Source organism: Brevibacterium sp. K11IcPPYGO002 (assembly GCF_050920635.1).
GTDB lineage: Bacteria > Actinomycetota > Actinomycetes > Actinomycetales > Brevibacteriaceae > Brevibacterium.
Map to the genome: position 1 here is coordinate 2,109,021 of NZ_CP131929.1, position 24,933 is coordinate 2,133,953.

27 protein-coding genes are annotated in these 24,933 nt (G+C 65.4%); 10 read left to right on the forward strand and 17 right to left on the reverse strand.

The genetic code is table 11. The features are described 5' to 3' along the window. Positions 1–30 precede the first annotated feature (30 nt). The 3 genes from QYM46_RS09645 to QYM46_RS09655 are packed head-to-tail and all read left to right on the forward strand — an operon-like array spanning position 31 to position 1,657. Complete coding sequence (locus QYM46_RS09645) at positions 31–546, forward strand: DUF3099 domain-containing protein (protein ID WP_432788784.1); 516 nt, start codon at positions 31–33, stop codon at positions 544–546. Next, positions 543–755 carry a hypothetical protein gene (locus QYM46_RS09650; protein ID WP_432788785.1) on the forward strand — a complete coding sequence of 71 codons (213 nt, stop codon included), beginning with the start codon at positions 543–545 and terminating at the stop codon, positions 753–755. Before QYM46_RS09645 ends, QYM46_RS09650 begins: the two co-directional genes overlap by 4 nt. Next, positions 752–1,657 (forward strand): SURF1 family cytochrome oxidase biogenesis protein, encoded by a 906-nt coding sequence (locus QYM46_RS09655; RefSeq protein ID WP_432788787.1) that lies wholly within the window; start codon positions 752–754, stop codon positions 1,655–1,657. Before QYM46_RS09650 ends, QYM46_RS09655 begins: the two co-directional genes overlap by 4 nt. Before the next feature lie 51 nt (positions 1,658–1,708). On the opposite strand, the gene QYM46_RS09660 is transcribed toward QYM46_RS09655, so the two are convergent. The 10 genes from QYM46_RS09660 to QYM46_RS09705 form a co-directional block, all read right to left on the reverse strand. Beyond that, positions 1,709–3,307 carry an ABC-F family ATP-binding cassette domain-containing protein gene (locus QYM46_RS09660; RefSeq protein WP_092013696.1) on the reverse strand — a complete coding sequence of 533 codons (1,599 nt, stop codon included), beginning with the start codon at positions 3,305–3,307 and terminating at the stop codon, positions 1,709–1,711. Continuing rightward, a complete protein-coding gene (locus QYM46_RS09665; RefSeq protein ID WP_432788788.1) occupies positions 3,304–3,942 on the reverse strand; it encodes a ribonuclease H family protein in 639 nt (212 codons plus the stop codon). Before QYM46_RS09665 ends, QYM46_RS09660 begins: the two co-directional genes overlap by 4 nt. Before the next feature lie 176 nt (positions 3,943–4,118). Beyond that, complete coding sequence (locus QYM46_RS09670; RefSeq protein WP_025778421.1) at positions 4,119–4,454, reverse strand: metal-sulfur cluster assembly factor; 336 nt, start codon at positions 4,452–4,454, stop codon at positions 4,119–4,121. Then, entirely contained in the window at positions 4,447–4,926 is a 480-nt protein-coding gene (sufU, locus tag QYM46_RS09675; RefSeq protein ID WP_169252311.1) for a Fe-S cluster assembly sulfur transfer protein SufU, read from the reverse strand. Before sufU ends, QYM46_RS09670 begins: the two co-directional genes overlap by 8 nt. A 16-nt stretch (positions 4,927–4,942) precedes the next feature. Further along, on the reverse strand, positions 4,943–6,193 hold the full coding sequence (locus QYM46_RS09680; RefSeq protein ID WP_432788791.1) for a SufS family cysteine desulfurase: 1,251 nt from the start codon (positions 6,191–6,193) through the stop codon (positions 4,943–4,945). Next, positions 6,193–6,948: a Fe-S cluster assembly ATPase SufC gene (sufC, locus tag QYM46_RS09685; protein WP_432788793.1), complete on the reverse strand. Its 756-nt coding sequence runs from the start codon at positions 6,946–6,948 to the stop codon at positions 6,193–6,195. The genes QYM46_RS09680 and sufC overlap by 1 nt, the downstream gene beginning before the upstream one ends. Before the next feature lie 30 nt (positions 6,949–6,978). Further along, positions 6,979–7,302, reverse strand: coding sequence for a non-heme iron oxygenase ferredoxin subunit (locus tag QYM46_RS09690; protein WP_101553526.1), 324 nt, complete (start codon positions 7,300–7,302; stop codon positions 6,979–6,981). Next, complete coding sequence (gene sufD, locus QYM46_RS09695) at positions 7,299–8,474, reverse strand: Fe-S cluster assembly protein SufD (protein WP_432788794.1); 1,176 nt, start codon at positions 8,472–8,474, stop codon at positions 7,299–7,301. The genes QYM46_RS09690 and sufD overlap by 4 nt, the downstream gene beginning before the upstream one ends. A 40-nt stretch (positions 8,475–8,514) precedes the next feature. Beyond that, positions 8,515–9,945, reverse strand: coding sequence for a Fe-S cluster assembly protein SufB (sufB, locus tag QYM46_RS09700; protein ID WP_169252314.1), 1,431 nt, complete (start codon positions 9,943–9,945; stop codon positions 8,515–8,517). Then, positions 9,942–10,661 carry a helix-turn-helix transcriptional regulator gene (locus QYM46_RS09705; RefSeq protein ID WP_169252315.1) on the reverse strand — a complete coding sequence of 240 codons (720 nt, stop codon included), beginning with the start codon at positions 10,659–10,661 and terminating at the stop codon, positions 9,942–9,944. Before QYM46_RS09705 ends, sufB begins: the two co-directional genes overlap by 4 nt. A 137-nt stretch (positions 10,662–10,798) precedes the next feature. Here QYM46_RS09705 and QYM46_RS09710 point away from each other — a divergent pair, with 137 nt between their 5' ends. Genes QYM46_RS09710 through QYM46_RS09725 form a run of 4 tightly spaced genes read left to right on the forward strand, consistent with a single transcriptional unit; the run spans position 10,799 to position 13,782 of the window. Continuing rightward, complete coding sequence (locus QYM46_RS09710; RefSeq protein WP_432788795.1) at positions 10,799–11,716, forward strand: ABC transporter ATP-binding protein; 918 nt, start codon at positions 10,799–10,801, stop codon at positions 11,714–11,716. Then, positions 11,713–12,444 (forward strand): ABC transporter permease, encoded by a 732-nt coding sequence (locus tag QYM46_RS09715; protein ID WP_432788796.1) that lies wholly within the window; start codon positions 11,713–11,715, stop codon positions 12,442–12,444. Before QYM46_RS09710 ends, QYM46_RS09715 begins: the two co-directional genes overlap by 4 nt. 8 nt (positions 12,445–12,452) lie before the next feature. Then, a complete protein-coding gene (locus QYM46_RS09720; protein ID WP_432788798.1) occupies positions 12,453–13,355 on the forward strand; it encodes a COX15/CtaA family protein in 903 nt (300 codons plus the stop codon). Next, complete coding sequence (locus tag QYM46_RS09725; protein ID WP_169252319.1) at positions 13,318–13,782, forward strand: VOC family protein; 465 nt, start codon at positions 13,318–13,320, stop codon at positions 13,780–13,782. The genes QYM46_RS09720 and QYM46_RS09725 overlap by 38 nt, the downstream gene beginning before the upstream one ends. Positions 13,783–13,937: 155 nt before the next feature. On the opposite strand, the gene QYM46_RS09730 is transcribed toward QYM46_RS09725, so the two are convergent. Both QYM46_RS09730 and QYM46_RS09735 read right to left on the reverse strand, forming a co-directional pair. Beyond that, the gene (locus tag QYM46_RS09730; protein ID WP_432788799.1) at positions 13,938–14,924 is read right to left on the reverse strand and encodes a heme o synthase; all 987 of its coding nucleotides are present in this window, start codon (positions 14,922–14,924) and stop codon (positions 13,938–13,940) included. Between the two features lie 10 nt (positions 14,925–14,934). Beyond that, positions 14,935–15,471 carry a hypothetical protein gene (locus tag QYM46_RS09735; RefSeq protein ID WP_432788800.1) on the reverse strand — a complete coding sequence of 179 codons (537 nt, stop codon included), beginning with the start codon at positions 15,469–15,471 and terminating at the stop codon, positions 14,935–14,937. A gap of 246 nt (positions 15,472–15,717) precedes the next feature. Between QYM46_RS09735 and tkt the strand changes: the two genes are divergently transcribed. Genes tkt through QYM46_RS09750 form a run of 3 tightly spaced genes read left to right on the forward strand, consistent with a single transcriptional unit; the run spans position 15,718 to position 20,527 of the window. Further along, entirely contained in the window at positions 15,718–17,799 is a 2,082-nt protein-coding gene (gene tkt / locus QYM46_RS09740; RefSeq protein ID WP_432788802.1) for a transketolase, read from the forward strand. Next, positions 17,796–18,899, forward strand: coding sequence for a transaldolase (tal, locus tag QYM46_RS09745; protein ID WP_432788803.1), 1,104 nt, complete (start codon positions 17,796–17,798; stop codon positions 18,897–18,899). Before tkt ends, tal begins: the two co-directional genes overlap by 4 nt. Then, positions 18,896–20,527, forward strand: a complete 1,632-nt coding sequence (locus tag QYM46_RS09750; RefSeq protein ID WP_432788804.1) for a glucose-6-phosphate isomerase — start codon at positions 18,896–18,898, stop codon at positions 20,525–20,527. The genes tal and QYM46_RS09750 overlap by 4 nt, the downstream gene beginning before the upstream one ends. Before the next feature lie 84 nt (positions 20,528–20,611). Here the strand turns inward: QYM46_RS09750 and secG are convergent, their stop codons facing one another. From secG to whiA, 5 genes are read right to left on the reverse strand one after another with little or no spacing between them, the layout of a single operon-like run. Continuing rightward, positions 20,612–20,857 (reverse strand): preprotein translocase subunit SecG, encoded by a 246-nt coding sequence (gene secG / locus QYM46_RS09755; protein WP_152346380.1) that lies wholly within the window; start codon positions 20,855–20,857, stop codon positions 20,612–20,614. 55 nt (positions 20,858–20,912) lie between these two features. Then, positions 20,913–21,698 carry a triose-phosphate isomerase gene (gene tpiA, locus QYM46_RS09760; protein ID WP_432788805.1) on the reverse strand — a complete coding sequence of 262 codons (786 nt, stop codon included), beginning with the start codon at positions 21,696–21,698 and terminating at the stop codon, positions 20,913–20,915. Positions 21,699–21,712: 14 nt separating this feature from the next. Further along, positions 21,713–22,930 (reverse strand): phosphoglycerate kinase, encoded by a 1,218-nt coding sequence (locus QYM46_RS09765; RefSeq protein WP_169252326.1) that lies wholly within the window; start codon positions 22,928–22,930, stop codon positions 21,713–21,715. Next, positions 22,927–23,928: a type I glyceraldehyde-3-phosphate dehydrogenase gene (gene gap / locus QYM46_RS09770; RefSeq protein ID WP_432788806.1), complete on the reverse strand. Its 1,002-nt coding sequence runs from the start codon at positions 23,926–23,928 to the stop codon at positions 22,927–22,929. The genes QYM46_RS09765 and gap overlap by 4 nt, the downstream gene beginning before the upstream one ends. A 9-nt stretch (positions 23,929–23,937) precedes the next feature. Then, positions 23,938–24,921, reverse strand: coding sequence for a DNA-binding protein WhiA (gene whiA / locus QYM46_RS09775; protein ID WP_025777783.1), 984 nt, complete (start codon positions 24,919–24,921; stop codon positions 23,938–23,940). Between the last annotated feature and the right edge of the window lie 12 nt (positions 24,922–24,933).

Consider the following 24,933-nt stretch of genomic DNA (forward strand, 5'->3'; position numbering starts at 1 on the left):
ATGTTTGGCAGTCATCGATCGAAGAAGGATATGGTCAGGCACGCTCAGCAGATCACAACGGCAGACACCGCCCTTGATGACGATATGCGGTCTCGGATCATCAAGTATTCGATCACCATGGGCATCAGGACGGTCTGCTTCGTGGCCGCCTATTTCGCTTTCGTCGCCGATCTGCACATCCTCATGTGGATCTGCGTGGCAGGTGCCGTCGTCCTCCCCTACCCTGCGGTGATCTTCGCCAATGCGGGCCGCGAACGCACCAGCGATGATCGTTCCGCACTGCTCGAACAGGCCCCGCTGGCGGAGCTGCCGCCGGCGCGCGGTGAGACGATCTCCGGCGACACCCTCGACGGGGAGACCGTCGAAGAGGAAACAGTCGACGACGCAGATCCCGGAGGCGGCGACCCGGACCCGACCGATCCAGGCGCGGATCACCAGCACGAAACGATCCGGGGCGAGACGGTCCCGGGAGAGACCATCCCGGGAGAAACCGTCCAAGGTGAGACCGTCGACGACAACGACGACGACAGGAGGGACCAGATTTGAGCGAGCGGCTGCAGTGCTCCGCGAAGGAATGCCGGGCGTTCGCGACCCGCGCCCTGCTGTGGAACAACCCCCGCGTCCACACCCCTGAGAGGAAGAAGACGTGGTTGGCCTGTGATGAGCATCTCGTCTATCTGCGTGACTTTCTGACGCTGCGCGACTTCTTCATCACCGACGTCTCCGTCGACGAGATTCCAGAGGATGCAGGTTGAGCCGCTATTCCTTCCTCTTCTCCGCACGCTGGCTCAAATACATCGCCATGGCGATCGTCGTCATCATCGCCTGCGTGTTCCTCGCCCTGTGGCAGAAGGACCGCCGCGATCAGCGCGAGCAGGAGATCGCGACGATCACCGCGAACTACTCCGCCGACCCCGTTGACATCACCTCGGTGCTCTCGACACCGGATTCCACGCTGGGCACCACCGATGAGTGGACCCAGGTGGAACTGACCGGTGAGTACTCCGACTCCGACACCGTCCTCGCGCGCAACCGCACAGTCGGAGACGAACCCGGCTTCTATGTGGTGACTCCGTTCGAGATCAGCGGCGGTTCGACGATCGCCGTCGTCCGCGGATTCACCGCCGAACAGGATTCCGTGCCGCCGGCGCCGCAGGGTGAGCAGACCGTGGTCGCTCATCTGCGTCCCGCTCAGGACGGGTCCGAGGATGAGAACCCGAAGGGCCTCATCAAAGCCATCGATCCCGCGCGCATTCCCGGAATGGATGACGCCTATTCGCACGTCTATGTCGAGGCCTCACCGGCGGAGACCGGCGGTTCCCCGGAAGAAGCACTGACCCCGCTGCCGATGCCCGAGCTCGATCCGGGCAACCACCTGTCCTATATGCTCCAGTGGTTCGCCTTCGGAATCATGATCATCATCGCCGTGGTCATCTCGGCCCGCCGTGAACGCAAGGCCGCCGCCGAGGCGGTCGAACACGGCGCTGCTGCCGAAAATGACATGGTCGTCATCGACAAAGCCGCGCTCGATGCGGGGGCGAAGATCAGCCAGCCGGGCAGCCGCTACGGCCGCAACCGCTGGGCCTCGCCGACCGTGCGCGGGCAGGCAGAAGCCGACGAGGATGCCCTGTTCGAGGAGCGCTTCCGCTCACAGTGAGCCGATCAGCCGAGTGAGGCCGACCGGCTCAGCCGAGTGCGTTGAGCCGGCTCAGGCGAGCGTGACGAGGTCGAGGTACGTGTCGTTCCACAGATCCTCGTCGCCGTCGGGCAGCAAGAGCACGCGGTCGGGATCGAGCGCGGACACCGCACCCTCATCGTGGGTGACGAGCACGATCGCACCTTCGTAGCGGCGGATCGCCGAGAGGATCTCCTCACGGGAGGCGGGATCGAGGTTGTTCGTCGGCTCGTCGAGCAGCAGCACGTTCGCGCTCGAGACGACAAGAGTGGCCAGCGCCAGACGTGTCTTCTCTCCACCGGAGAGCACCCCGGCGGGTTTGTGCACATCGTCACCGCTGAACAGGAACGATCCGAGCACATTGCGCACCGCGGTGTCATCGAGATGCGGGGAGTTCCGCGACATGTTCTCCAGCACGGTGCGCTCGAGGTCGAGAGTCTCGTGCTCCTGCGCGTAGTAGCCGAGCTTGAGACCGTGTCCCGGCACGACCTCTCCGGAATCGGGTTCGTCGAGTCCGGCGAGCAGTCGCAGCAGAGTCGTCTTGCCGGCCCCGTTGTAGCCGAGTACGACGACTCGTGTGCCCTTGTCGATTGCGAGGTCGACACCGGTGAACACCTCGGTCGAGCCGAAGCTGCGGGAGAGTCCCTCGGCCGTCAGCGGCACACGACCGCAGTCGGCCGGGGCGGGGAAGCGCAGATTCGCAACCTTCTCCGTGGCGCGTTCGTCCTCGAGCCCGGCGAGCAGTCGGTCGGCGCGCTTGGCCATCTGCTGGGCGGCGACCGTCTTCGTCGCCTTCGCCATCATCTTGTTCGCCTGGGCGTTGAGCGCCGCAGCCTTCTTCTCGGCATTGGCACGTTCGCGGCGGCGACGCCGCTCATCGTCCTCACGCTGTTTGAGGTAGAGCCGGTAGCCCATCGAATAGATGTCGATGGTCTGACGCGTGGCATCGAGGAAGAAGACCTTGTTGACCACCTCGTCGATGAGGTCGAGGTCGTGGCTGATGATGATCAGACCACCGGAGTAGGCCTTGAGATGGTCGCGCAGCCACAGCACGGATTCCGCGTCGAGGTGGTTCGTCGGCTCGTCGAGGATCATCGTGTCCGGGGCCGAGAACAGGATCCGGGCGAGTTCCACACGCCGGCGCTGACCGCCGGACAGCGTCCCGATCTCCTGGCTGATCAGTGCCTCGTCGAGGCCGAGGTTCGCGGCGATGGCGAAGGCTTCGGACTCGGCTGCATAGCCGCCGGCGGCGATGAACTCGGCTTCGATGCGAGGGTACCGGTCGATGGCCTTCGTCGCCACCTTCTCGTCCGGAGAGGCCATCTGCCGTTCGGCCTTGCGCAGACGCTTGACGAGGACATCGAGGTCGCGCACCGAGAGGATGCGTTCCATTCCGGTGGCGGTGAGGTCACCGCTGCGCGGATCCTGCGGCAGATAGCCGACGGTGCCGGAGATCGACACGGATCCGGATTGAGCCGGGTGTCCGCCCATGATCACCTTGGTCAGGGTCGTCTTGCCGGCGCCGTTGCGGCCGACGAGACCGACACGGTCGCCCTTGTCGACGCGGAAAGACACCTCGGACATGAGTGTGCGGGCGCCGACGGCGACTTCGAGGCCGGAGGCCTGAATCATTCTGTCTCCAAACTGCGGCCGATGAGTTCGGCCAGAAATTCTTGGGGGTGGATGCCGCGGGCCTGTGCCCGGGCGACGAGTTCATCCGCGACTGAGGACGGGACGCGACAGGATACGACGGTGGTGTTCGGCTCTGCCGGTTCGTCGTCTGCCGTCGCGGTCGACGTGCCCGCGGGGACGTATCCGGGGCCCTCCGGCACGGGCGTGCCCTTCTGGAAGGCGGTGGCGGCCGCGCGGGCGCGATCATCCGCAGCCTCATTGAGTTCGTGGTTGTTGTGGCCCTTGATCCACTCGAACTCGACCGTCCGCCCGCTCAATGCCTCATCGAGAGACGCTAAGAGGTCCTTGTTGAGGACTTCTTTTCCATCGGCCTTCTTCCACCCTTTGCGCTTCCACCCCGGCATCCATTTGGTCAGGGCGTTGATGACGTACTGCGAATCACAGTATATCTTCAGTCCGTCATCGCTGTCCGCGGTCGACCGGAGCAGGTCGAGGACGGCCATGAGCTCACCGCGGTTGTTCGTCGCGTTCTTCCACCCGCCGGCATGCCAGGAGGTGTCGTCGATGTACCAGGCCCACCCGGCGGGTCCGGGGTTGCCGAGTGCGGATCCGTCGGCGGCAGCGATGATCGTCAATGGGTCTCCTTGGAAAGTCGGATTCCATTCTTTCACGCCGCACTCGGGATCTCCGGCCGCGGGGCGGTGATCTCCGCGACCCTGCCCGGAGACGATGGCCGGATCGGACGACGATCGCCGAGGCGGGGCGACCTGAGAAGGTCAGCCCCGCCTCGGCGATGGTGTTCGGTCTTGGATCAGATGTTGAATCCGAGGGCGCGCATCTGTTCGCGGCCGTCCTCGGTGATCTTCTCCGGACCCCATGGCGGCATCCAGACCCAGTTGATCCGGTAGGCCGGCACGATCCCCTCGAGCGACTGTGCGGTCTGGTCCTCGATGACGTCGGTCAGCGGGCAGGCCGCCGAGGTCAGGGTCATCTCGATCACGGCGGTGCCGTCGTCTTCGACCGAGAGTCCGTACACGAGGCCGAGGTCGACGATGTTGACACCGAGCTCGGGATCGACGACGTCCATCATCGCCTCGCGCACTTCGTCGACGCTGGCATTCTGCGGTGCGTCAATGACTTCAGGCATTGTGTTTCTCCTCACGAGCTGCTTGTGCTTGGTTGAGTGCGTCCTTGAACGCCATCCATGCCAGGAGAGCGCATTTGATCCTGGCCGGGAACTTCGACACTCCGGTGAACGCCGCGGCGTCCCCGAGAATCGACTCATCCGCGTCCATTGTCCCACGGGAATGCATGAGTTCGTGGAACGCGCCTTCGATCTCGAGCATCTGCGACACGGAGGAATCGGCGGCCAGTTCGGACAGCACTGAGGCCGAGGCCATCGAGATCGAACAGCCGTCTCCGGTCCACCGCACCGCGATCGTGCCGTCATCACGCAGTTCGGTTTCGAGTTCGATCTCATCGCCGCACGTGGGGTTCACCTGATGCGAATGTCCGTGCGGTGACTCTGCTGCGTCACGGAGCAGTTCGGTGTTGCCGATGCGTGCCCGCGACTGGTCGAGGATGACCTGCTGGTAGAGCTGCTGCATCTGTGTGCTCATCGGTTCGCTCCCCTCCTCATGCGACTCCGAAGAAGGGCCGCACTTCCGCCAGAGTAGAAAGGAAGCGGGTGCAGTCTTCGACGTTGTTGTACAGATACGTGCTCGCCCGCGTCGAGGCGGTGACCCCGAAGCGGCGGTGCAGCGGCTGAGCGCAGTGGTGGCCCACCCGCACGGCGATGCCCTGCGAGTCGAGATACTGTCCGACGTCGTGGGCGTGCACGCCGTCGACGTCGAAGGCCACCGTCCCGATCCGGTCTTCGGCCTCGCCGAGGATGCGGATTCCGGGGATCTGGCCGATCCCGTCGAGGAGGACTCGGGCGAGCTCCTCCTCATGTTCGAGAACATTGTCCAGCCCCACCTCGGTGAGGTAGCCGATCGCTGTCGCGAATGCCGCCACCTCGGCGACCGGCTGCGTGCCGGCCTCGAACCGCTGCGGAGCGGGCATGAACGCGGTCTCGTCCATGGTCACCGTGGTGATCATGGATCCGCCCGTGAGCACCGGCGGCAGAGCGTCGAGCAGCTCCGCCTTGCCCCACAGCGCACCCAGACCGGTGGGGCCGAGAGCCTTGTGAGCGGAGAAGGCGGCGAAGTCGACGTCGAGGTCGACGAAGTCCACGGGCATATGCGGTACGGACTGGCAGGCGTCGAGCACGACGTAGGCTCCGACGGCGCGGGCCCGTTCGACGAGGCGGTCGACCGGGTTGATCGTGCCGAGGACGTTGGAGACGTGCGTGAACGCGAGCACCTTCGTCGATTCGTCGACGATCGTGTCGAGGTCGGTCAGATCGAGTTCACCGGAATCGGTGACCGGCAGCCAGCGCAGCTGTGCTCCTGTGGAGGCGGCCAGCTGCTGCCACGGCACGAGGTTCGCGTGATGCTCCATCTCGGTCACCACGATCGAATCACCGGGGACGAGGGCGAAGCGCTCCGCGTCGTCTCCCCCGAAGCCGTGGCTGGCCCGATCCATGCCGAGGGCCACGATGTTGAGCGCCTCGGTGGCGTTCTTCGTCCAGCACACCTGCTCCGGTGTCCCGCCGACGAGTCCGGCAGCCGCGATCCGACCGTTCTCGAAGGCGTCCGTGGCCTCGACGGCCAGGGAGTGTGCGCCCCGGTGGACGGCGGCGTTGCGCTGCTGGAAGTACTCGACGAAGGTGTCGATGACGCACTGCGGCTTCTGCGATGTCGCGCCCGAGTCGAGATACGACAGCGGCGACTCCCCGACCCTCACATCGAGGATCGGGAAGTCGCCCCTCAGACGTGAGAACATCAGGCCTTCTGGAAGAAGCGGTCGTAGCCTTCGTTCTCGAGGCGTTCGGCCAGTTCCGGTCCGCCTTCCTCGGCCACCTTGCCCTCGATGATCACGTGGACGTGATCGGGCTTGATGTAGTTGAGGATGCGCGTGTAGTGGGTGATGAGCATGATGCCGACGTCCGTGGCGTCCTTGACGCGGTTGACGCCTTCGGACACGATGCGCAGCGCGTCGACGTCGAGACCGGAGTCGGTCTCGTCGAGGACGGCGAACTTCGGCTTCAGCATCTCGAGCTGCAGGATCTCGTGGCGCTTCTTCTCACCGCCGGAGAAGCCTTCGTTGACATTGCGCGAAGCGAAGGCGGGATCGACGCGGAGGTTCTCCATCGCCTGCTTGAGGTCCTTGGTCCAGTTGCGCAGCTTCGGAGCTTCACCGTCGATGGCGGTCTTGGCCGAACGGAGGAAGTTCGTCACGGTCACGCCGGGAACCTCGACGGGATACTGCATGGCCAGGAACAGTCCGGCCTTGGCGCGCTCGTCGACGGACATCTCGAGGACGTCCTCGCCGTCGAGGGTGACCGAACCGGAGGTCACTTCGTACTTGGGGTGGCCGGCCAGGGCGTAGGCCAGGGTCGACTTGCCGGAGCCGTTGGGGCCCATGATGGCGTGGGTCTCGTTCGTGTTGATGACGAGGTTGATGCCGTTGAGGATGGGCTTGAGACCGGTATCGGTGTTGACACCGACGTGCAGGTCTTCGATTGCGAGAGTGGACATAATGATCCTTCTTCTTCTTCGGTCTTGAGGTCAGTTCAGGGTGGTGTTCGGGTCGACGAGGATGCGGCCGGCGATCTCTTTGCAGTCATAGACCGCGACGGGTTCGAACGCCGGCGGATTCACCGGTTTGCCCGTCGTGAGGTCGAACTGCGAGCCGTGCAGCCAGCATTCGATGGTGCAGTCCTCGACGTCTCCTTCGGCCAACGACACCTCACCGTGGGTGCACAGGTCGTCGATGGCGTGGATGGTGCCGTCGGAGTCGCGAGCGATGCAGATCTCGTACTCGCCGACCTCGATGCGCATGGTGCCGCCGGGAGCCACCTCGTCGGTGGCTGCCACGTCGATCATGGTCACAGAACACTCCGGGACAGTTCGTCTTCGATGCGTTCGTTGAGCACGTCTTCGATCTCGGGCACCTGGATCTTCTGGATCACTTCGTTGAAGAATCCGCGGACCACGAGCTGACGGGCGACGTCCTCGGGGATGCCGCGGCTCATCAGGTAGAACAGGTGCTCCTCATCGAAGCGTCCCACCGAGGAGGCGTGGCCGGCACCGGCGATGTCGCCGGTCTCGATCTCGAGGTTCGGCACCGAGTCGGCGCGGGCGCCGTCGGTGAGGATGAGGTTCCGGTTGAGCTCGTAGGTGTCGATGTCGAGGGCTTCGGGACGGATGAGCACATCGCCGATCCACACGCTGCGCGCGTCCTTGCCCTGCAGAGCGCCCTTGTAGTGGACGTTCGACTGGGCCTTCGGTGTGTTGTGGTCGATGTAGGTGCGGTGCTCGAGGTGCTGACCGGCATCGGCGAAGTAGAGTCCGAGCAGTTCGGCCTCTCCCCCGGCTGCCGAGTAGCGCACGTTCGTGTTCAGGCGCACCACGTCGCCGCCGAGGGTGATGTGGATGTGCTTGAACTTCGCGTCCTTGCCCACGATCGCATCGTGCTGACCGAGGTGCTGAGAGCCGTCGTCCCACAGCTGCAGAGATACGAAGGTCACGTCCGCACCATCGCCGATGACGAGGGAGACGAGCTCGGAGTACCGGGCCAGTCCCTCGTGTTCGACGACGATGGTCGCCTTCGAGTTCGCTCCGACCGTGACGACGACATGGCCGTGGCCGAGTGCCTCACCGGTGCCGTCGGCGTGGATGATCGCGGCCCGCTCGAGCTCGGTGTCCGCGGGGATCGAGTAGTGCGTCACCGCCGAGGCGCGGTTGGCGGCGACGGCCGCAGCGCGGTCCTCGGGTTCGAGGATGCCCAGTTCCTGAGCCGACTCGAGCGAGATCTCCTCGACGGACAGGCCCGCGGGCAGATCCGACTCGAACTTCAGCGTCGCCTCGGTGGCGGTGTCCTCGAAGAACTCGCTGAACTTGCGGACGGGAGAGAAGCGCCATTCCTCCTCCCGGCCGGTGGGCACGGGGAAGTCGGCGACATCGAAGCTGCGCGTGCGCGCATCGCGCTTCGAATCGGGCTCCTGGACCTCGGAACCGTGCGAGTGCTCCGAAAGGCCAAGCGGATTGGTGGTATCAGTCACAGATTTACTCCTTTGAGTGCAGTGGGCGCGGGGTCGGGTCTCAGCCGACCGCGCCTTCCATCTGCAGTTCGATGAGGCGGTTGAGTTCGAGGGCGTACTCCATCGGGAGCTCGCGCGCGATGGGCTCGACGAAGCCGCGCACGATCATCGCCATCGCCTCGGTCTCCTCCATGCCGCGGGACATGAGGTAGAAGAGCTGATCCTCACTGACCTTGGACACGGTAGCCTCATGGCCAAGTGTGACGTCGTCTTCGCGGATGTCGATGTAGGGGTACGTGTCCGAACGGGAGACGTTGTCGACGAGCAGAGCGTCGCAGAGGACGTTGTTCGACGAGCCTTCGGCACCCGGGTGCACGTGGACGAGTCCGCGATAGCCGGCACGGCCGCCGCCGCGGGCCACGGACTTGGACACGATCGACGAATGGGTGTGCGGAGCGGCGTGGACCATCTTCGCACCGGTGTCCTGGTGCTGTCCCTCGCCGGCGAAGGCCACGGACAGCGTCTCACCGCGGGCGTGCTCGCCGGTGAGCCAGATGGCCGGGTACTTCATGGTCACCTTCGAGCCGATGTTGCCGTCGACCCATTCCATGGAGGCGCCCTCTTCGGCGATGGCGCGCTTGGTGACGAGGTTGTACACGTTGTTCGACCAGTTCTGGATCGTCGTGTAGCGGACCTTCGCATCCTTCTTCGCGATGATCTCGACGACGGCCGAGTGCAGGGAGTCGGTCTTGTAGATCGGTGCGGTGCAGCCCTCGACGTAGTGGACCGAGGACCCCTCGTCGGCGATGATGAGCGTGCGCTCGAACTGGCCCATGTTCTCCGTGTTGATGCGGAAGTAGGCCTGCAGCGGGATCTCGACGTGGACGCCCTTGGGGACGTAGACGAACGAGCCGCCGGACCAGACAGCGGTGTTCAGTGCGGCGAACTTGTTGTCACCGGAGGGAATGATCGAGCCGAAGTACTCTTCGAAGATCTCCGGGTGCTCGCGCAGACCGGTGTCGGTGTCCATGAAGATGACGCCCTGAGCCTCGAGCTCTTCGTTGATCTGGTGGTAGACGACCTCGGACTCGTACTGTGCGGCGACGCCGGCGACGAGGCGCTGCTTCTCCGCCTCGGGGATGCCGAGCTTGTCATAGGTGTTGCGGATGTCCTCGGGCAGGTCCTCCCAGGACGTCGCCTGACCTTCGGTGGAGCGGACGAAGTACTTGATGTCGGCGAAGTCGATTCCGGTGAGGTCGGCACCCCAGTTCGGCATCGGCTTCTTGTCGAACAGGCGCAGAGCCTTGAGCCGACGCTTGAGCATCCACTCGGGTTCGTCCTTGAGCTTCGAGATGTTGCGGACGACTTCCTCGCTCAGGCCGCGTTGCGCGGTCGCGCCGGCGTCGTTCTCGTCGTGCCAACCGTATGCGTACTGCCCGAGGTCTTTGAGCTCGGGATTCGCATCGATGATCCGATTTCCTGTGTCAGTCATCGTGAACCTCCTTGAGGTCGATCATTGCTGTGGATGAGTGGTCTGGTCAGTTCCGAAGTCGGAATGTGGGTGGTGCACACATGGTCGCCCTGCGCCAACGAGGACAGCCGGCGTACGTCGACGCCGAGGTAGTCGGAGAACATCGCGAGTTCCGCTTCGCAGATCTCCGGGTACTCCGCCGCCACGGCCTGGATCGGGCAGTGTCCCTGGCACAGCTGCATCGCCTCCAACGGGGTCCCGGCCGCAACCGGTGTCGCCGAGGCGGCGTACCCCTCCCGTGTCAGCGCTGCGGCGAGAGCGCGTGAGCGTGACGCCACTGTGGTGCCGCCGCGCTTCTCGAGTTCCGGTCCGAGGCGGTCCCGCAGACGGCCGACGAGGTCTTCGGTGAAGTCCTCCACAGCCGACTTGCCGTGCTTGTCCTCCATGAAGCGCAGGATGTTCACGGCCAACTCGTCGTAGGAATGACTGACCGAATCGTGTCCGGCCGTCGTGACCACATAGTGCCGGGCCGGTCGGCCCCTGCCCGCCTGTTTGCCGGCGAGTTCACGGACCTCGATGAGGCCCTCGCTCTCCAGTGCGTCCAGGTGACGACGGATCGCCGCGGGAGTCAGCTCGAGGGCTTTGGCCAAAGACGAAGCAGTGATCGGCCCTTCGTCGAGCACCGACTGGAAGACCTTCTGCCGGGTGCGGCGATCTTCCGTGTCGTTTGCAGCCATAATCCACCTCCTTGACTAACACAACAATATTGTTGCGTAATTTGTTTCGTAAAACTAGGTGAGCCTAACCACCGCCCGATCGGGCGCCCGCCGCCTGCGGTTTCGACACCAGTTTCGACGCGTCGTAGAATAGTCTGGTGTCATCTCCGGCCCTGACCATCCGCGGTCTCCAATACTCCTACGGCTCCCACCGTGTCGTCGACGGAATCGACCTCACGGCCGAGTCCGGATCCGTCCTCGGCGTCCTCGGACCCAATGGCGCGGGCAAATCCACGACCATCTCCCTGGCAGTGGGCACCCGCCGTCCCGATGCGGGCACGGTGGAGATCTTCGGCCACGACCCCGTCACCGCCCACTCCACGACCTCGCAGCTGGCCGGGGTGATGCTCCAGGACGGCGGACTGCCGATGAGCTCGAAGCCGCTGCAGGTGCTTCGCCACCTCTCCTCCCTCTATGAGAACCCTCTGCCGGTCGAAGAACTCGCCGAACCCCTGGGCCTCCACGACTTCGCGGGACGCACGATGCGCCGACTCTCGGGCGGACAGAAGCAGCGGGTGGCGCTGGCGGCAGCCCTCATCGGTCGGCCCCGTCTGGTCTTCCTCGACGAACCCTGCGCCGGCCTCGACCCCCAGGCTCGTGAGGTCGTCCACAGCTTCATCCGAGATCTCGCCGACCGCGGGGTCGCCGTCGTCCTCACCACCCACGACCTGACCGAGGCCGAGGAGCTCTCCGACGAGGTCGTCGTCATCGATCGCGGACGGATCATCGCCCAGGGAGCGCCCGAGGAGCTGCGCAGCGCCTCCGCCGGGTCGCGGGCGCTGACGATCCGGCTCGACTCCCCCGTCCCCGCCGCTCTCGTCGATCGACTCACCGAGCTCGGCCCCGCCTCGGCGCAGGGCTCCCTGATCATCATCGACGGAGCACCGACGGCGAGCCAGATCGCGGCGGCGTGCACGGCCATCGCCGAGGCGGGCAGACAGATCACGGACATCGGCATGCAGAGACAGTCCCTGTCCGACGTCTTCTTCGAACTGACCGGGAGGCCGCTGCGATGACAGCCGCACGCATCATCTCGCAGACGAAGTTCGAGACCCTGTCCGTTCTGCGCAACGGCGAACAGCTGCTGCTCTCGGTCATCTTCCCCCTGGGCCTGCTCGTCTTCCTCGCGAAGACTCCCCTGCTCACCGGCCTCGGAGTCATCGACGCCGGGGCCGATCCGCTGTCGATCGCCGTCCCCGGAGCGCTGAGCCTGAGCCTGGCCTCCAGCGCATTCACCGGTCAGGCGATCGCGACCGCCTTCGACCGTCGCTACGGAGTGCTGCGGCAGCTGGCGACGACTCCGCTGGGCACGAACGGACTCATCCTCGGCAAACTCGGCGCCGTCATCGTCGTCGTCCTCATCCAGTACGCACTCGTCTTCGCCGCGGCGGCCATTCTCGGCTTCCGGGGTCCCGTCGACGTCCTCGGACTCATCCTGGCCACACTGCCGGGCACCGCAGCGCTGCTCTCGCTCGGTCTGCTCATGGCCGGCACCGTCCGCGCCGAGGCGACCCTGGCGGCCACGAACCTCATCTGGGTGCTCATGGCCGGCGTCGGTGGCCTGGTCATCGCACATCCGGGAGAATGGGGAACGGTTGTGGGCTACCTGCCCTCCGGTGCGCTCGGCGACGCCATGCGGTCCGTCATCGGAGACGGCGGCACAGACATCAAGGCAATCATCGTGCTCCTGGTATGGGGGCTTGTGGGAACGCTTGCGGCACGCAGGTGGTTCCGTTTCGAATGAGGAGTGAAGTGGTCACGAAGAAGATCCGCATCGCCGCTTGGGCCATGCTCATCGCCCAGGCAGGGATCATCCTGACCGGCGGAATCGTCCGGCTCACCGGCTCGGGGCTCGGCTGTTCGGACTGGCCGAAGTGCACCCCGGATTCGCTGGTGGCCACCAGTGAGATGGGCATCCACGGCGCCATCGAGTTCGGCAACCGCCTGCTGGCTGTGGCGCTGGCGATCCTCGGCGCGGGCATTGCGCTCATGCTGTGGAGGGTTCGGAAGCAGCGCCCGGATCTGTTCTGGCTCAATATCGGACTGCTGGCCATCGTGCCCGTCCAGGCCGTCGTCGGCGGAATCACCGTGTGGACGAAGCTCAACCCCTGGGTCGTCGCCGGACACTTCGTCCCCTCGGCCGTCGCTGTCGGCGTCGCCGCCTACTTCGTCCGCCGCACCTACGACACCGGCGTGCGGCTGGGCACCAAGGCCCCGGCTCCGCTGCCGACATTGGGCTGGATCATCCTCGGCCTCACCGCGATCATCGTCGTCTTCGGCGTGCTCACCACCGGGGCCGGGCCCCATTCGGGTTCGACGATCTCGACCCGCAACAACCTCGACAACATCTGGGTCACCCGTTTGCATGCCGCGCCGGTGTGGCTGCTCGTCGTCGCCACGCTCTCTGCGCTCGTCGTCGCGCGGAAGAAGGCACAATCGGCGATGGTCGCACCGCTGACCGTCCTGCTCATCGTCGAGGTCGTCCAGGGAGTCATCGGCTACGTCCAGTACTTCCTCGGTGTTCCCGAACTGCTCGTGGCCTTACACATGGTCGGCCTGTCGGCTACGATTGCGGCAAGCGTTGCCGTCCTCGACAGCGCATACCCGAGGAGCACCGATGTCAGTCCCGATCGTTCCGTGTCTGTGGTTTCCTGACTGCGCCGAGGAGGCCATGGAGTTCTACTGCTCCGTCTTCCCCGATTCGCGCATCCTGTCCATCGAACGCTATCCCGACGAATCCCTCGACGAACACTTCGAGGGGATGAGCGGGAAGGTCATCAGCGGCCGGTTCGTCCTCGACGGCACTGAGTTCATCTGCCTTGACGGCGGACCGGTGTTCACGTTCAACGAGGCGATCTCGCTGACCGTCGAATGCGCGGACCAGGCCGAGATCGACCACTACTGGTCGCATCTGTCGGCCTCCCCCGAGCACGAACAGTGCGGCTGGCTCAAGGACCGCTACGGAGTCAGCTGGCAGATCGTTCCCGCGAACCTCGGCGAGCTGATGACCGGTCCGGCACAGACTCAGGCGCTCATGCAGATGAAGAAGATCGTCATCGACGATCTCGTGAACGCAGGCTGAGCATCCTCGAAGAGGCTGAAACCGGGGTAAATGGGCACGGCCGTGTCAGCAGCCGCTGGTTGGAAATTCATACGTCCTGATCAAGATCACCACGTATGAATTTCGCAACCGCTCATGCGCACCCTGCGGCAGCTGAGGCGGTCAATCCGTGGGCTTCACCAGATCCCGGGGATCAGGGTGGACACGAACGGGTCGATGGCCACTGCCAGGAAGAGCAGCGACAGGTAGGTGATCGACCCGTGGAAGACCTTCATCGCCTTGAGCGACGTGCCGTCCTTACCCTGCTTGGCACGGGAGACCAGCGAGTAGCACGACCACAGGAACCAGACGCCGGCGCCCACGGCCACGATCGTGTAGACCGGGCCCATCGGAGCGATGGGAATGAGTGCGAGCGAGCAGGCGATCATCGCCCACGTGTAGAGGATCATCTGTCGGCCGACGGATGTCGGCGGAACCTTCGACGGCAGCATGGGCACTTCCGCGGCGTCGTAGTCGGCCTTGTACTTGATCGCCAGCGGCCAATAGTGCGGCGGGGTCCAGAAGAAGACGACGAGGAAGAGCAGCACGGGCTCCCAGGCGATTCCTCCGGTCACGGCTGACCAGCCGATGAGCACCGGCATACAGCCTGCTGCGCCGCCCCAGACGATGTTCTGTGAGGTGCGACGCTTGAGGACGAGGGTGTAGAAGACGGCATAGAGCAGGATCGCCGAGGCGGTCAGCCCCGCCGTGACCCAATTCGTGAAGCCGCCGAGCCAGAAGATCGATCCGATGCCGAGCACGAAGGCGAAGACCAGCGCAGAGCGGGGGCTGATCTCTCCGGTGACGAGGGGACGGTCCTTCGTCCGCTCCATCTTCGCGTCGATGTCACGGTCGACGTAGCAGTTGAAGACCGAGGCCGAGGCGGCAGCGGCGGCTCCGCCGATGAGCGTGTTGATGACGAGCCAGATGTTCGGCATTCCCTGAGCTGCCAGGAACATCACGGGCGCGGTCGTGACGAGGAGCAGCTCGATGACGCGCGGTTTGGTCAGCGCGATATATGCGCTGATGATCGAACGCGGTCGGGTGGAGAGGCTCTGCTCGTCGATGGCCCTCTGCAGAGGTCGTTCACTCTGCTCTTCCCGGTTCTGACGAAGTTTGCTCACGCCCTAGATTCTACCCTTTGTCGAAGTTTTTGCCAGTCGCGCGCAGGCGAGTCGAGTCACTGACGATGCGAACGAGGAAGGCCACTGCGGCACACACGGGAGCAAGCACGACGACCTGTACGACGAGCATTGAGATGAAGCTCAGCGAGGCCGACTGCGAATCCGTGCGGAGGAGATTCACATCGACGCACAGGCCGATGATTCCGGCGATGACGGTATAGACGAGGGCGGTCGTCCACACCAGTCCGCCGCGCCGCGCGTTGAGCATCACGGCCAGCGCTGCTGCGAAGGGGGTGAGCAGAAGGAGAGTACCCAACGTCCACAGACCGAGCTCGTCGATGTCGACGCTGCCGCGCAGCGGCTGTGCGATCGCCGACGACACGGACACGGTCGCCACGGCGAACAACACCGGGCACGCCGTGCCGATCCGGGAGATCAGCCGACGGAGCCCTCTCGTCTGTTCGGCCACCTCGGCGAGGTCGGGTCGCCTTCCCGTCAGCCTTCCGGGTCGACGGTCTCCGCTGTCTGCGACGGCGGCATCGATCATGGGATCAGCCTCTTTGCTCACCCTGTCATCCCTCCAGTCAGGCACGGCCCATTCTCAGTCTCTTCGGCACACCGCAGTTGTTGAATGTGGAACCACAGCTGTGCGCGAGACCACACTTTACCCGTCGGTAGCCTAAAAGTCTCGCTCCCTGCCGGCACGGCAGGTGAACAGGGGCGGCGCTTCAGGCGTCCGACGGGTAGAGTTTGAATGCACGCTCTTCAGACGAACGAAGGATCGCTCGACGACATGACAACTCTGTCCTGGACTGAACTCGACAATCGCGCAGTCGACACTGCCCGCCTCCTCGCCGCGGATGCGGTGCAGAAGACCGGGAACGGGCACCCGGGCACCGCCATGAGCCTGGCTCCCATCGCCCACTACCTGTATCAGCACGGACTCACTCACGACCCGGCCGACCCGACTTGGGTCGGCCGAGATCGTTTCGTCCTCTCCTGCGGTCACAGTTCGCTCACCCAGTACGTCCAGCTCTACCTGGCCGGGTTCGGGCTCGAACTCGACGATCTGAAGGCCCTGCGCACATGGGGTTCGCTGACCCCGGGCCACCCGGAGGTCGGCCACACCGCCGGTGTCGAGATCACCACGGGGCCGCTCGGCTCCGGCTTGGCCTCGGCCGTGGGCATGGCCATGGCCGCGCGTCGCGAACGCGGACTCTTCGACCCCGAGGCGGCTCCCGGCACCTCACCGTTCGACCACAACATCGTCGTGCTCGCCTCCGACGGCGACCTCGAAGAGGGAGTCTCCGGTGAGGCTTCCTCGCTGGCCGGGACTCAGGAGCTGTCGAACCTGCTGGTGATCTGGGACGACAACAAGATCTCCATCGAAGACGACACCGCGATCGCCTTCGGCGAGGACACGGCCGCCCGGTACGCCGCCTACGGCTGGCACGTCCAGCACGTCGACTTCACCGCCGGCGGTGACTACCACGAGGACATCGAAGCCTTCCACTCCGCCGTCGAAGCCGCTCGCGCCGATTCCCGCCCCTCGTTCATCCGCCTGTCGACGATCATCGCCTGGCCGGCCCCGAACGCCCAGAACACCGGCGGATCCCACGGCGCGGCCCTCGGCGAGGACGAGATCCGGGCGACCAAGGAGATCCTCGGCTTCGACCCGGAGGCGACCTTCGCCGTCGCCGACGAGGTCCTCGCCCACACTCGTCAGGCCCTCGACCGGGGTCGCGCCGCCCACCTCGAATGGGACAAGTCCTTCGCCGAATGGCGCAGCGCCAACCCGGACAACGCCGCGCTCTTCGACCGTCTGTCCAAGCGCGAACTGCCCGCCGACCTCGATGCGGCCTTCCCGGTCTTCGAAGCCAACGAGAAGGGCATCGCCACTCGTGCCGCCTCCGGTCAGGTGCTCAATGCGATCGCCGAGACCATGCCCGAGCTGTGGGGCGGCTCCGCCGACCTCGCGGGTTCGAACAACACCCTGGTCAAGGGTGAGCCGAGCTTCCTGCCCGCTCACCGGTCCACCGGTGCCTTCTCCGGACATGAGTACGGACGCAATATCCACTTCGGCGTCCGCGAGTTCTCCGCCGGTCTCATCGGCAACGGCATCGCCCTCCACGGCGGAACCCGCCCGTACAACGGCACGTTCCTCGTCTTCAGCGACTACCAGCGTCCGGCCGTGCGTCTGGCCGCTCTCCAGCAGCTGCCGAACCTGTTCGTGTGGACGCACGATTCGATCGGCCTCGGCGAGGACGGACCGACCCATCAGCCGATCGAGCACCTCTCCGCACTGCGCGCCATCCCCGGCCTCGACGTCGTCCGACCGGCCGATGCGAACGAGACCGCGGTCGCATGGCGGAAGATCCTCGACCGCACGGACGGACCCAGCGGACTCGTGCTCACCCGCCAGGCCGTGCCGGTCCTCGACCGTGAGAAGTACGCTCCCGCCTCCGAAGCCGCACGCGGCGGCTATGTGCTCACCGATACCGGCGACCAGCCCGAGGTGGCCATCATCGCCAGCGGTTCCGAGGTCGCCATCGCCCTCGAAGCAGCCGAGACTCTGCAGGCATCGGGCACAGCAGCACGCGTCATCTCCATGCCGTGCCAGGAATGGTTCGACGCGCAGCCGGAGGACTACCGGGCCACGGTACTGCCGCGTACGCTGAGGGCCCGCGTGAGCATCGAAGCCGCCTCGGCGATGAGCTGGCACAAGTACCTCGGCGATGCCGGACGTGCCGTGTCAATCGAGAACTTCGGCGCCTCCGCGGACTACCAGACCCTGTACGAGAAGTTCGGCATCACGGCTTCGGCCGTCGTCGACGCAGCCAAGGAATCCATCAACGCAGCAAAGGCGGAAGCATGAGTGAACGTCTCCAGCAGCTCAGCGCGGCCGGAGTCTCGATCTGGCTCGACGACCTCTCCCGCACCCGACTCGAATCCGGGGATCTCGCGCGCCTCATCGAGGACTCCTCCGTCATGGGTGTGACGACGAATCCGACGATCTTCGCGAACGCGATCTCCAGTTCCGACGCTTACGATTCTGCGGTCGCCGATCTGGGCGCCTCCGGTGCCGATGTGGATGAGGCCATCGAGGCACTGACCACCGCGGATGTCGCCGAGGCGGCGCGCCTGTTCCGTCCGGTCTTCGAGTCCACGGATGGTCAGGACGGTCGCGTGTCGATCGAGGTCGCTCCCCCGCTGGCCCACGATTCGCAGGGGACCGTCACCTCGGCGAAGTCCCTGTGGGAACGCGTCGGCGAACCGAATGCGATGATCAAGATCCCCGCCACCGAGGCGGGGCTGACCGCGATCTCCGAGACGATCGCCGCCGGGATCAGCGTCAACGTCACCCTCGTGTTCTCCCTGACCCGGTACCGCCATGTCGTCGAAGCCTTCCTCCAGGGTCTGGAGAAGGCCCGCGCCGCCGGTCACGACCTCTCGACGATCCGGTCGGTGGCCTCGGTGTTCGTCTCCCGTGTGGACTCGGAGATCGATTCCCGTCTCGACTCGATCGAGGACCCGAAGGCCGCCGAGCTCAAGGGCAAGGCGGGCATCGCGAACTGCGTGCTCGCCCATGAGATCCACTCACAGCTGTTCACCTCCGAACGCTTCCGGGTCCTCGAACTCGCCGGCGCGCGTCCGCAGCGTCTGCTGTGGGCCTCGACCGGAGTGAAGAACCCCGACTATGCCGACACGATGTATGTGACCGGACTGGTCGCGCCGAACACCGTGAACACGATGCCCGAACCCACTCTGGAGGCCTTCGCCGACCACGGTGAGGTTGCCGGCCGGATCACCTCCGAGCACTACCGTGCCGCCGACGAGGTCTTCGACGCCCTGGCTCGACTGGGCATCGACTACGCCGAGGTCATGACCGTGCTCGAAGAACAGGGCCTGGAGAAGTTCGATGTCAGCTGGACCGAACTCCAGGACACGATCCGGACGGCTCTGGAGCGCTCATGAGGCTCTCACTCTCTGTTCCCGTCGGCGAGGAATTCGAGGCCGAGGCCGCGCGTCTCATCGACACCGGTCTGGCCTCCCGACTGAGTGACAAGGATGCGGAGCTGTTCGACGGAGCCGCCGATGCCGCGGACCGGATGGGCTGGGTGGACCTTCCGCAGCAGGCTGCTGAGCTGCTCGATGAGATCGAGTCCCTGCGATCAGTACTCCAGGAGCAGGGTCTGCGCACGATCGGCCTGGCCGGAATGGGCGGATCCTCGCTCGCTCCGGAGGTGATGGCTCAGACCGCGGGTGTCCGACTCGAGATCGTCGATTCGACGGATCCGAATCAGGTCGCCGAGGCGATCGGCACCGACCTCGAGCACACTGTCCTCGTCATCGCGTCGAAGTCGGGCACCACGGTGGAGACGGATTCGATCCGACGCAGCTTCGCCGCGGCTTTCGAATCGATCGACGTCGATCCCGCGTCCCGGATGATCGCGATCACCGATCCGGGAACGGAGCTCGAAGCGTTGGCCGCCGATCAGGGCTTCCTCGCCACCTTCCTCGCCGACCCCACTGTCGGCGGACGCTTCAGTGCGCTTTCGGCCTTCGGGCTCGTTCCCGCAGGTCTGGCCGGTGCCGATGTGCGCGGCATCGTCGCAGAAGCCGCTGCGGCAACCGCGGAACTGTCCGCAGACAGCGTGGACAACCCGGCACTGCGGTTCGGCGCGTGGCTGAGCATCGCGCACGCGAGAACGACGGAGAAGCTCGTCCTCGCCGAGACCTCTGGGCAGCTGGCCGGCCTCGGCGCCTGGGTCGAGCAGCTCATCGCCGAATCCCTCGGCAAGGACGGTCAGGGCATCCTTCCCGTCGTCGTCGACTCCCCCGCCGACATCGGGTTCTCCGATGCCCGCGCGGACGCTCTCCTGTGCCTGCTCGGGCCGGCAGCCGATGGCTCAGAGCTGGGCGCCCCGTCCGGATTCGAAGCGAGCATCACGGGTGGACTGGGCGAGCTGTTCCTGTTCTGGGAATACGCCACGGCCATCGCCGGATACGGCATCGGGGTCAATCCCTTCGACCAGCCCGATGTGGAAGCGGCCAAGGCGCAGGCCAGGCATCTGCTCGACGGGCCGGACTCGGCAACTGCAGGACAGCCGCAGTTCCGTGAGGGAGCCATCGACGTCCTCGAGGTCGTCGGCGAGGCCACCGATCTCGTCGGAGCCCTGGAGGAGCTGTTCTCGCGGGTCGACGAGTACGGGTATGTCGGCATTCAGGCCTACCTCGATCGGATCGCCGATGCCGAAGCTGAGGATCTGCGACCGCTCGTGTCCACACACGCCGGAGTGCAGACGACCTTCGGCTTCGGACCCCGCTACCTGCATTCGACCGGTCAGTACCACAAGGGCGGTCACCCGAACGGGGTGTTCCTTCAGATCACCGGTGAGGCTCGCACCGACCTGCTGGTGCCGGGACGCGACTTCGGCTTCGCACAGCTGCAGCGCGCCCAGGCCGCCGGAGATGCAGCAGTGCTGACCGAGAAGGGTCGGCCCGTGCTGCGTCTGCACCTGCTTGATCGTTCTCGTGGCCTCTCCCAGCTGCGAGAGGCGATCGGATCGATCAGCCCCCGGCACCACTTCGGCCACGACTGATCGGCTCCGACCGAGACAGATCAGCCTGAACGGCACAGAGAAGGACCCCGACCGGAATGGTCGGGGTCCTCCTCGTTCGTCTGCTCAGGCGTTGAAGCGGGTGAGGACGCCCAGCAGGATGATGCAGGCCGCCCAGATGATCGCCATGAGCGTCGTGAACCGGTTGAGGTTGCGCTCGGCGACGCCCGAGGATCCCAGCGACGAGGACATTCCGCCGCCGAACATGTCGGACATGCCACCGCCCTTGCCCTTGTGCATGAGAATCAGCAGGGTGAGGAAGATGCTCGTGAGCACGAGCAGAGCGATGAGAATGATGTTGAGGATTTCCACGTCGGATTCAACCTATGTTTCGTCGAGTGTTTCGTCGAATGATGCGTCTGTCAGTCTACTTCGCGACTGCGGCCTTGCACAAAGCGGCGAAGTCCGGGCCGCTCAGGCTCGCACCGCCCACCAGCGCGCCGTCGACGTCCGCGGAGGCGACGATCTCTGCCACATTGTCGACCTTGACCGATCCGCCGTAGAGGATGCGGGTGGTCTGGGCAAGAGCGTCGCCGTACTTCTCACCGATGCGTGCGCGGATCGCCGACGCCATCTCGGCGGCATCGGCGGCCGTTGCGGTCTCACCGGTGCCGATCGCCCACACGGGTTCGTAGGCGATGACGAGGCCGGAGAGATCAGCGGCGTCGAAGCCGGCCAGGGATTCATCCAGCTGCCTGAGCGTGAACTCGATGTGGCTCTTCTCCTGCCGCTGTTCCAGGGACTCGCCCACGCAGATGATCGGGGTGAGTTCGGCCGACAGTGCGGCATTGATCTTCGCGGCCACGACCTCGTTGGTCTCCTGGATGTCCGCGCGGCGTTCGCTGTGTCCGATGACCACGTAGCTGCAGCCGAGGCGGGAGAGGAACGAAGCGGCGATCTCTCCCGTATGTGCTCCGGGAGCGTGCTGGGAGACGTCCTGGGCGCCGTATTTCAGCCACAGTTTGTCGCCTTGGACGAGAGTCTGCACCGAACGGATGTCGGTGAACGGCGGGATGACGACGACTTCACAATGGCTGTCGTCGAGTTTGGCGTCTTCGAGAGCCCAAGCGAGCTTCTGGACAGCGGAGATCGCCTCCAGGTGATCGTGGTTCATCTTCCAATTGCCTGCCAGCAGCAGGGTGCGGTCGCTCATGGTGTGTGTCTTCCTCATCCGAGTGCGTCGAGTCCGGGCAGGGTCTTGCCTTCGAGGTATTCGAGGCTGGCACCTCCGCCGGTGGAGATATGGCCGAAAGCATCGTCGGCGAAGCCGAGGCTGCGCACGGCGGCCGCGGAGTCGCCGCCGCCGACCACGGTCAGCCGCTGTCCCCGACCGCTGGCGTCATCGGTCAGTGCCTGGGCGACGGCCTTGGTTCCGGCAGCGAAGGCAGGGAATTCGAAGACGCCCATCGGCCCGTTCCAGAACACGGTGGTCGAGCCCGCGATGATCTCAGCGTAGGTGCGGGCCGATTCGGGTCCGATGTCGAGACCGAGGCCGTTGGCTCCGGCCGGAGTGTCTTCGAGTTCGGCGACGGGCCGGACCCAGTGCTCGGCGTCGGCGGCGAAGGAGGCGGCCATGACGATGTCCGTGGGCAGGACGATGCGGGCCCCTCCGGACCGGGAGCGTTCGAGGTAGCCCCTGACATCGTCGATGCGGTCCTTCTCGACCAGGCTCGAACCGATGTCGTGGCCGAGCGCGGCGAGGAAGGTGAAGACCATTCCCCCGCCGATGAGCAGATTGTCGGCACGGTCGATGAGGTTGTCGATGACGCCGAGTTTGTCCGAGACCTTCGACCCGCCGAGGACGACGGTGAACGGTGAGGCGGGATCGTTGAGCAGCCGGTCGCTGACTTCGACTTCCGCGCGCACCAGCGAACCGGCATAGTGCGGGAGGAGTCCGGCGATGTCGTAGACCGAGGCCTGCTTGCGGTGGACGACGCCGAAACCGTCGGAGACGAAGTCGTCGGCCAGTCCGGCCAGGCGGGACGCGAACTCCTGGCGCTGCGCATCGTCTTTCGCCGTCTCGCCGGGGTTGAAGCGGAGGTTCTCCAGCAGCAGCACCTCACCGTCGGACAGGGCCGCGGCCTTCGTCTGCGCATCCTCACCGACGGTGTCGGCGGCGAAGGCGACCGGGCGGCCGATGGCGTCGGCGAGTTCGGGGACGATCGGGGCCAGCGAGAACTGCGGATCCGGTTCTCCCTTGGGCCGACCCAGATGCGACATCACGATGACCTTGGCTCCCGCCTCGGCGAGGGACCTGATGGTTCCGGCCGAGGCCAGGATGCGCCCCCGGTCAGTGATGGTGCCGTCGTCCATCGGCACGTTGAGATCGCTGCGGACGAGCACCGTGTGGCCGGCGAAGATGCCCGCATCGTCGAATGTCCTCATGAGTCCCTTTCGCTGAGAATGTAGCTGACCATGTCTGTGAGTCGGTTCGTGTAGCCCCACTCGTTGTCGTACCAGGCCACGACCTTGATCTGGTCTCCCAGAACCATCGTGAGCTTGGAATCGACGATCGCCGAGGCGGTGGTGCCGACGATGTCGCTGGAGACTAGTTCGTCGGTGGAGAAGTCGAGATAGGGTGATTCATCCGCCGCGGAGGCGAGGATTGCGTTGACCTCGTCGCGGTCGGCGCTCGTGGAGGTGGTGAAGGTGAAATCGATGATCGATCCGACGGGCACGGGCACGCGCACGGCCAGTCCGTCGAGCTTGCCCTCGAGGTGGGGCATCACGCGGCCGACGGTGCGAGCAGCTCCGGTCGTGGTGGGCACGATGTTGACGGCGGCGGCGCGAGCACGACGCAGATCCCGGTGGGGTCCGTCGACAAGCATCTGATCGCCGGTGTAGGCGTGGACGGTGTTGAGCAGACCGGATTCGACGCCGAGGGCGTCGTCGAGTGCTTTGACGACGGTGGCCATGCAGTTCGTCGTGCACGAGGCGTTCGAGACCACGGAGTGCACGCTCGGGTCGAAGGTGTCTTCGTTCACTCCCATGACTAGGGTGGCGTCGACGTCCTTTCCGGGGGCGGAGAGCACGACTGTCTTCACAGTGCCTCCGAGGTGGGCCTCGGCCTGGTCCTGACGCGTGAAGCGTCCGGTGGATTCGACGACGAGTTCGACCTTGTGCGAGCTCCAGTCGATGGCGGCCGGCTCGGCTTGGCTGGTCACGGCGATTTCGCGTCCGTCGACGATGATCACCTCGTCGGCGGCCTCGACGTCATGGTCGAACCGCGGCCAGACGGAATCGTGGGAGAGCAGATGGGCCAGGGTCGTCGTATCGGTGAGATCGTTGATGGCCACGACCTCGAAATCGGCATCGGGTTCGAGGGACAGACGGAACAGGGCACGACCGATGCGGCCGAAGCCGTTGATGGCGATTCGTCTCATGCCTCGATCTTAGCGATCCTCGAGCATTTCCGGGGTCAGACTGGCTTCGGTGCCGGGAATTCCCAGTTCTTCCGCATGCTTGTCCGCAGTCGACAGCAGCCTGCGGATCCGGCCGGCGACCGCGTCCTTCGTCATCGGCGGGTCGGCGAGCTGACCGAGCTCCTCGAGGGACGCCTGTTTGTGAGTCACTCGCAGCTGACCGGCATAGCGCAGGTGCTCGGGGACCTCGTCGCCGAGGATCTCCAGTGCGCGTTCGACCCGGGCGCCGGCGGCCACAGCGGCACGGGCAGAGCGGCGCAGGTTCGCATCGTCGAAGTTCGCCAGACGGTTCGCGGTCGCGCGGACTTCCCTGCGCATCCGCCGTTCCTCCCAGACCAGCACGGCACTGTGGGAGCCCATGCGGGTGAGCAGTGCGGCGATATCGTCGCCATCGCGGATGACGACGCGATCGACTCCGCGGACCTCCCGGGCCTTCGCACTCAGTCCGAGGCGGCGAGCGGCACCGACGAGGGCAAGAGCCGCCTCGGGGCCCGGGCACGTGACCTCGAGTGCCGAGGAACGTCCCGGTTCGGTCAGTGAGCCGTGGGCGAGGAAGGCTCCGCGCCAGGCGGCTTCGGCATCGGCCACGGAGCCGTTGACGATGGCCGAGGGCAGCCCGCGCACGGGCCGGCCGCGGTTGTCGACGAGTCCGGTCTGGCGGGCCAGCGCTCCCCCGTCACGGGTGACACGCAGCAGATAGCGGTTGGAGCGGCGGATCCCGGCGGCGTTGATGACGACGATGTCGGCGTGCTGACCGTAGAGGTCCTTGATCTCCGCACGCAGTCGTTTGGCGGCCTGAGCGGTGTCGAGTTCGGCCTCCAGGACGATCGAGCCGTTGACGAGGTGCAGTGCCGACGAGAAGCGGAAGATCGAGGACACCTCGGCCTTGCGGGCGGAGGTGCGTGTGATCGTCACACGCGCCAACTCGTCCTTGACCTGAGCGGTCAGTGCCATAGCTCGTCCTCC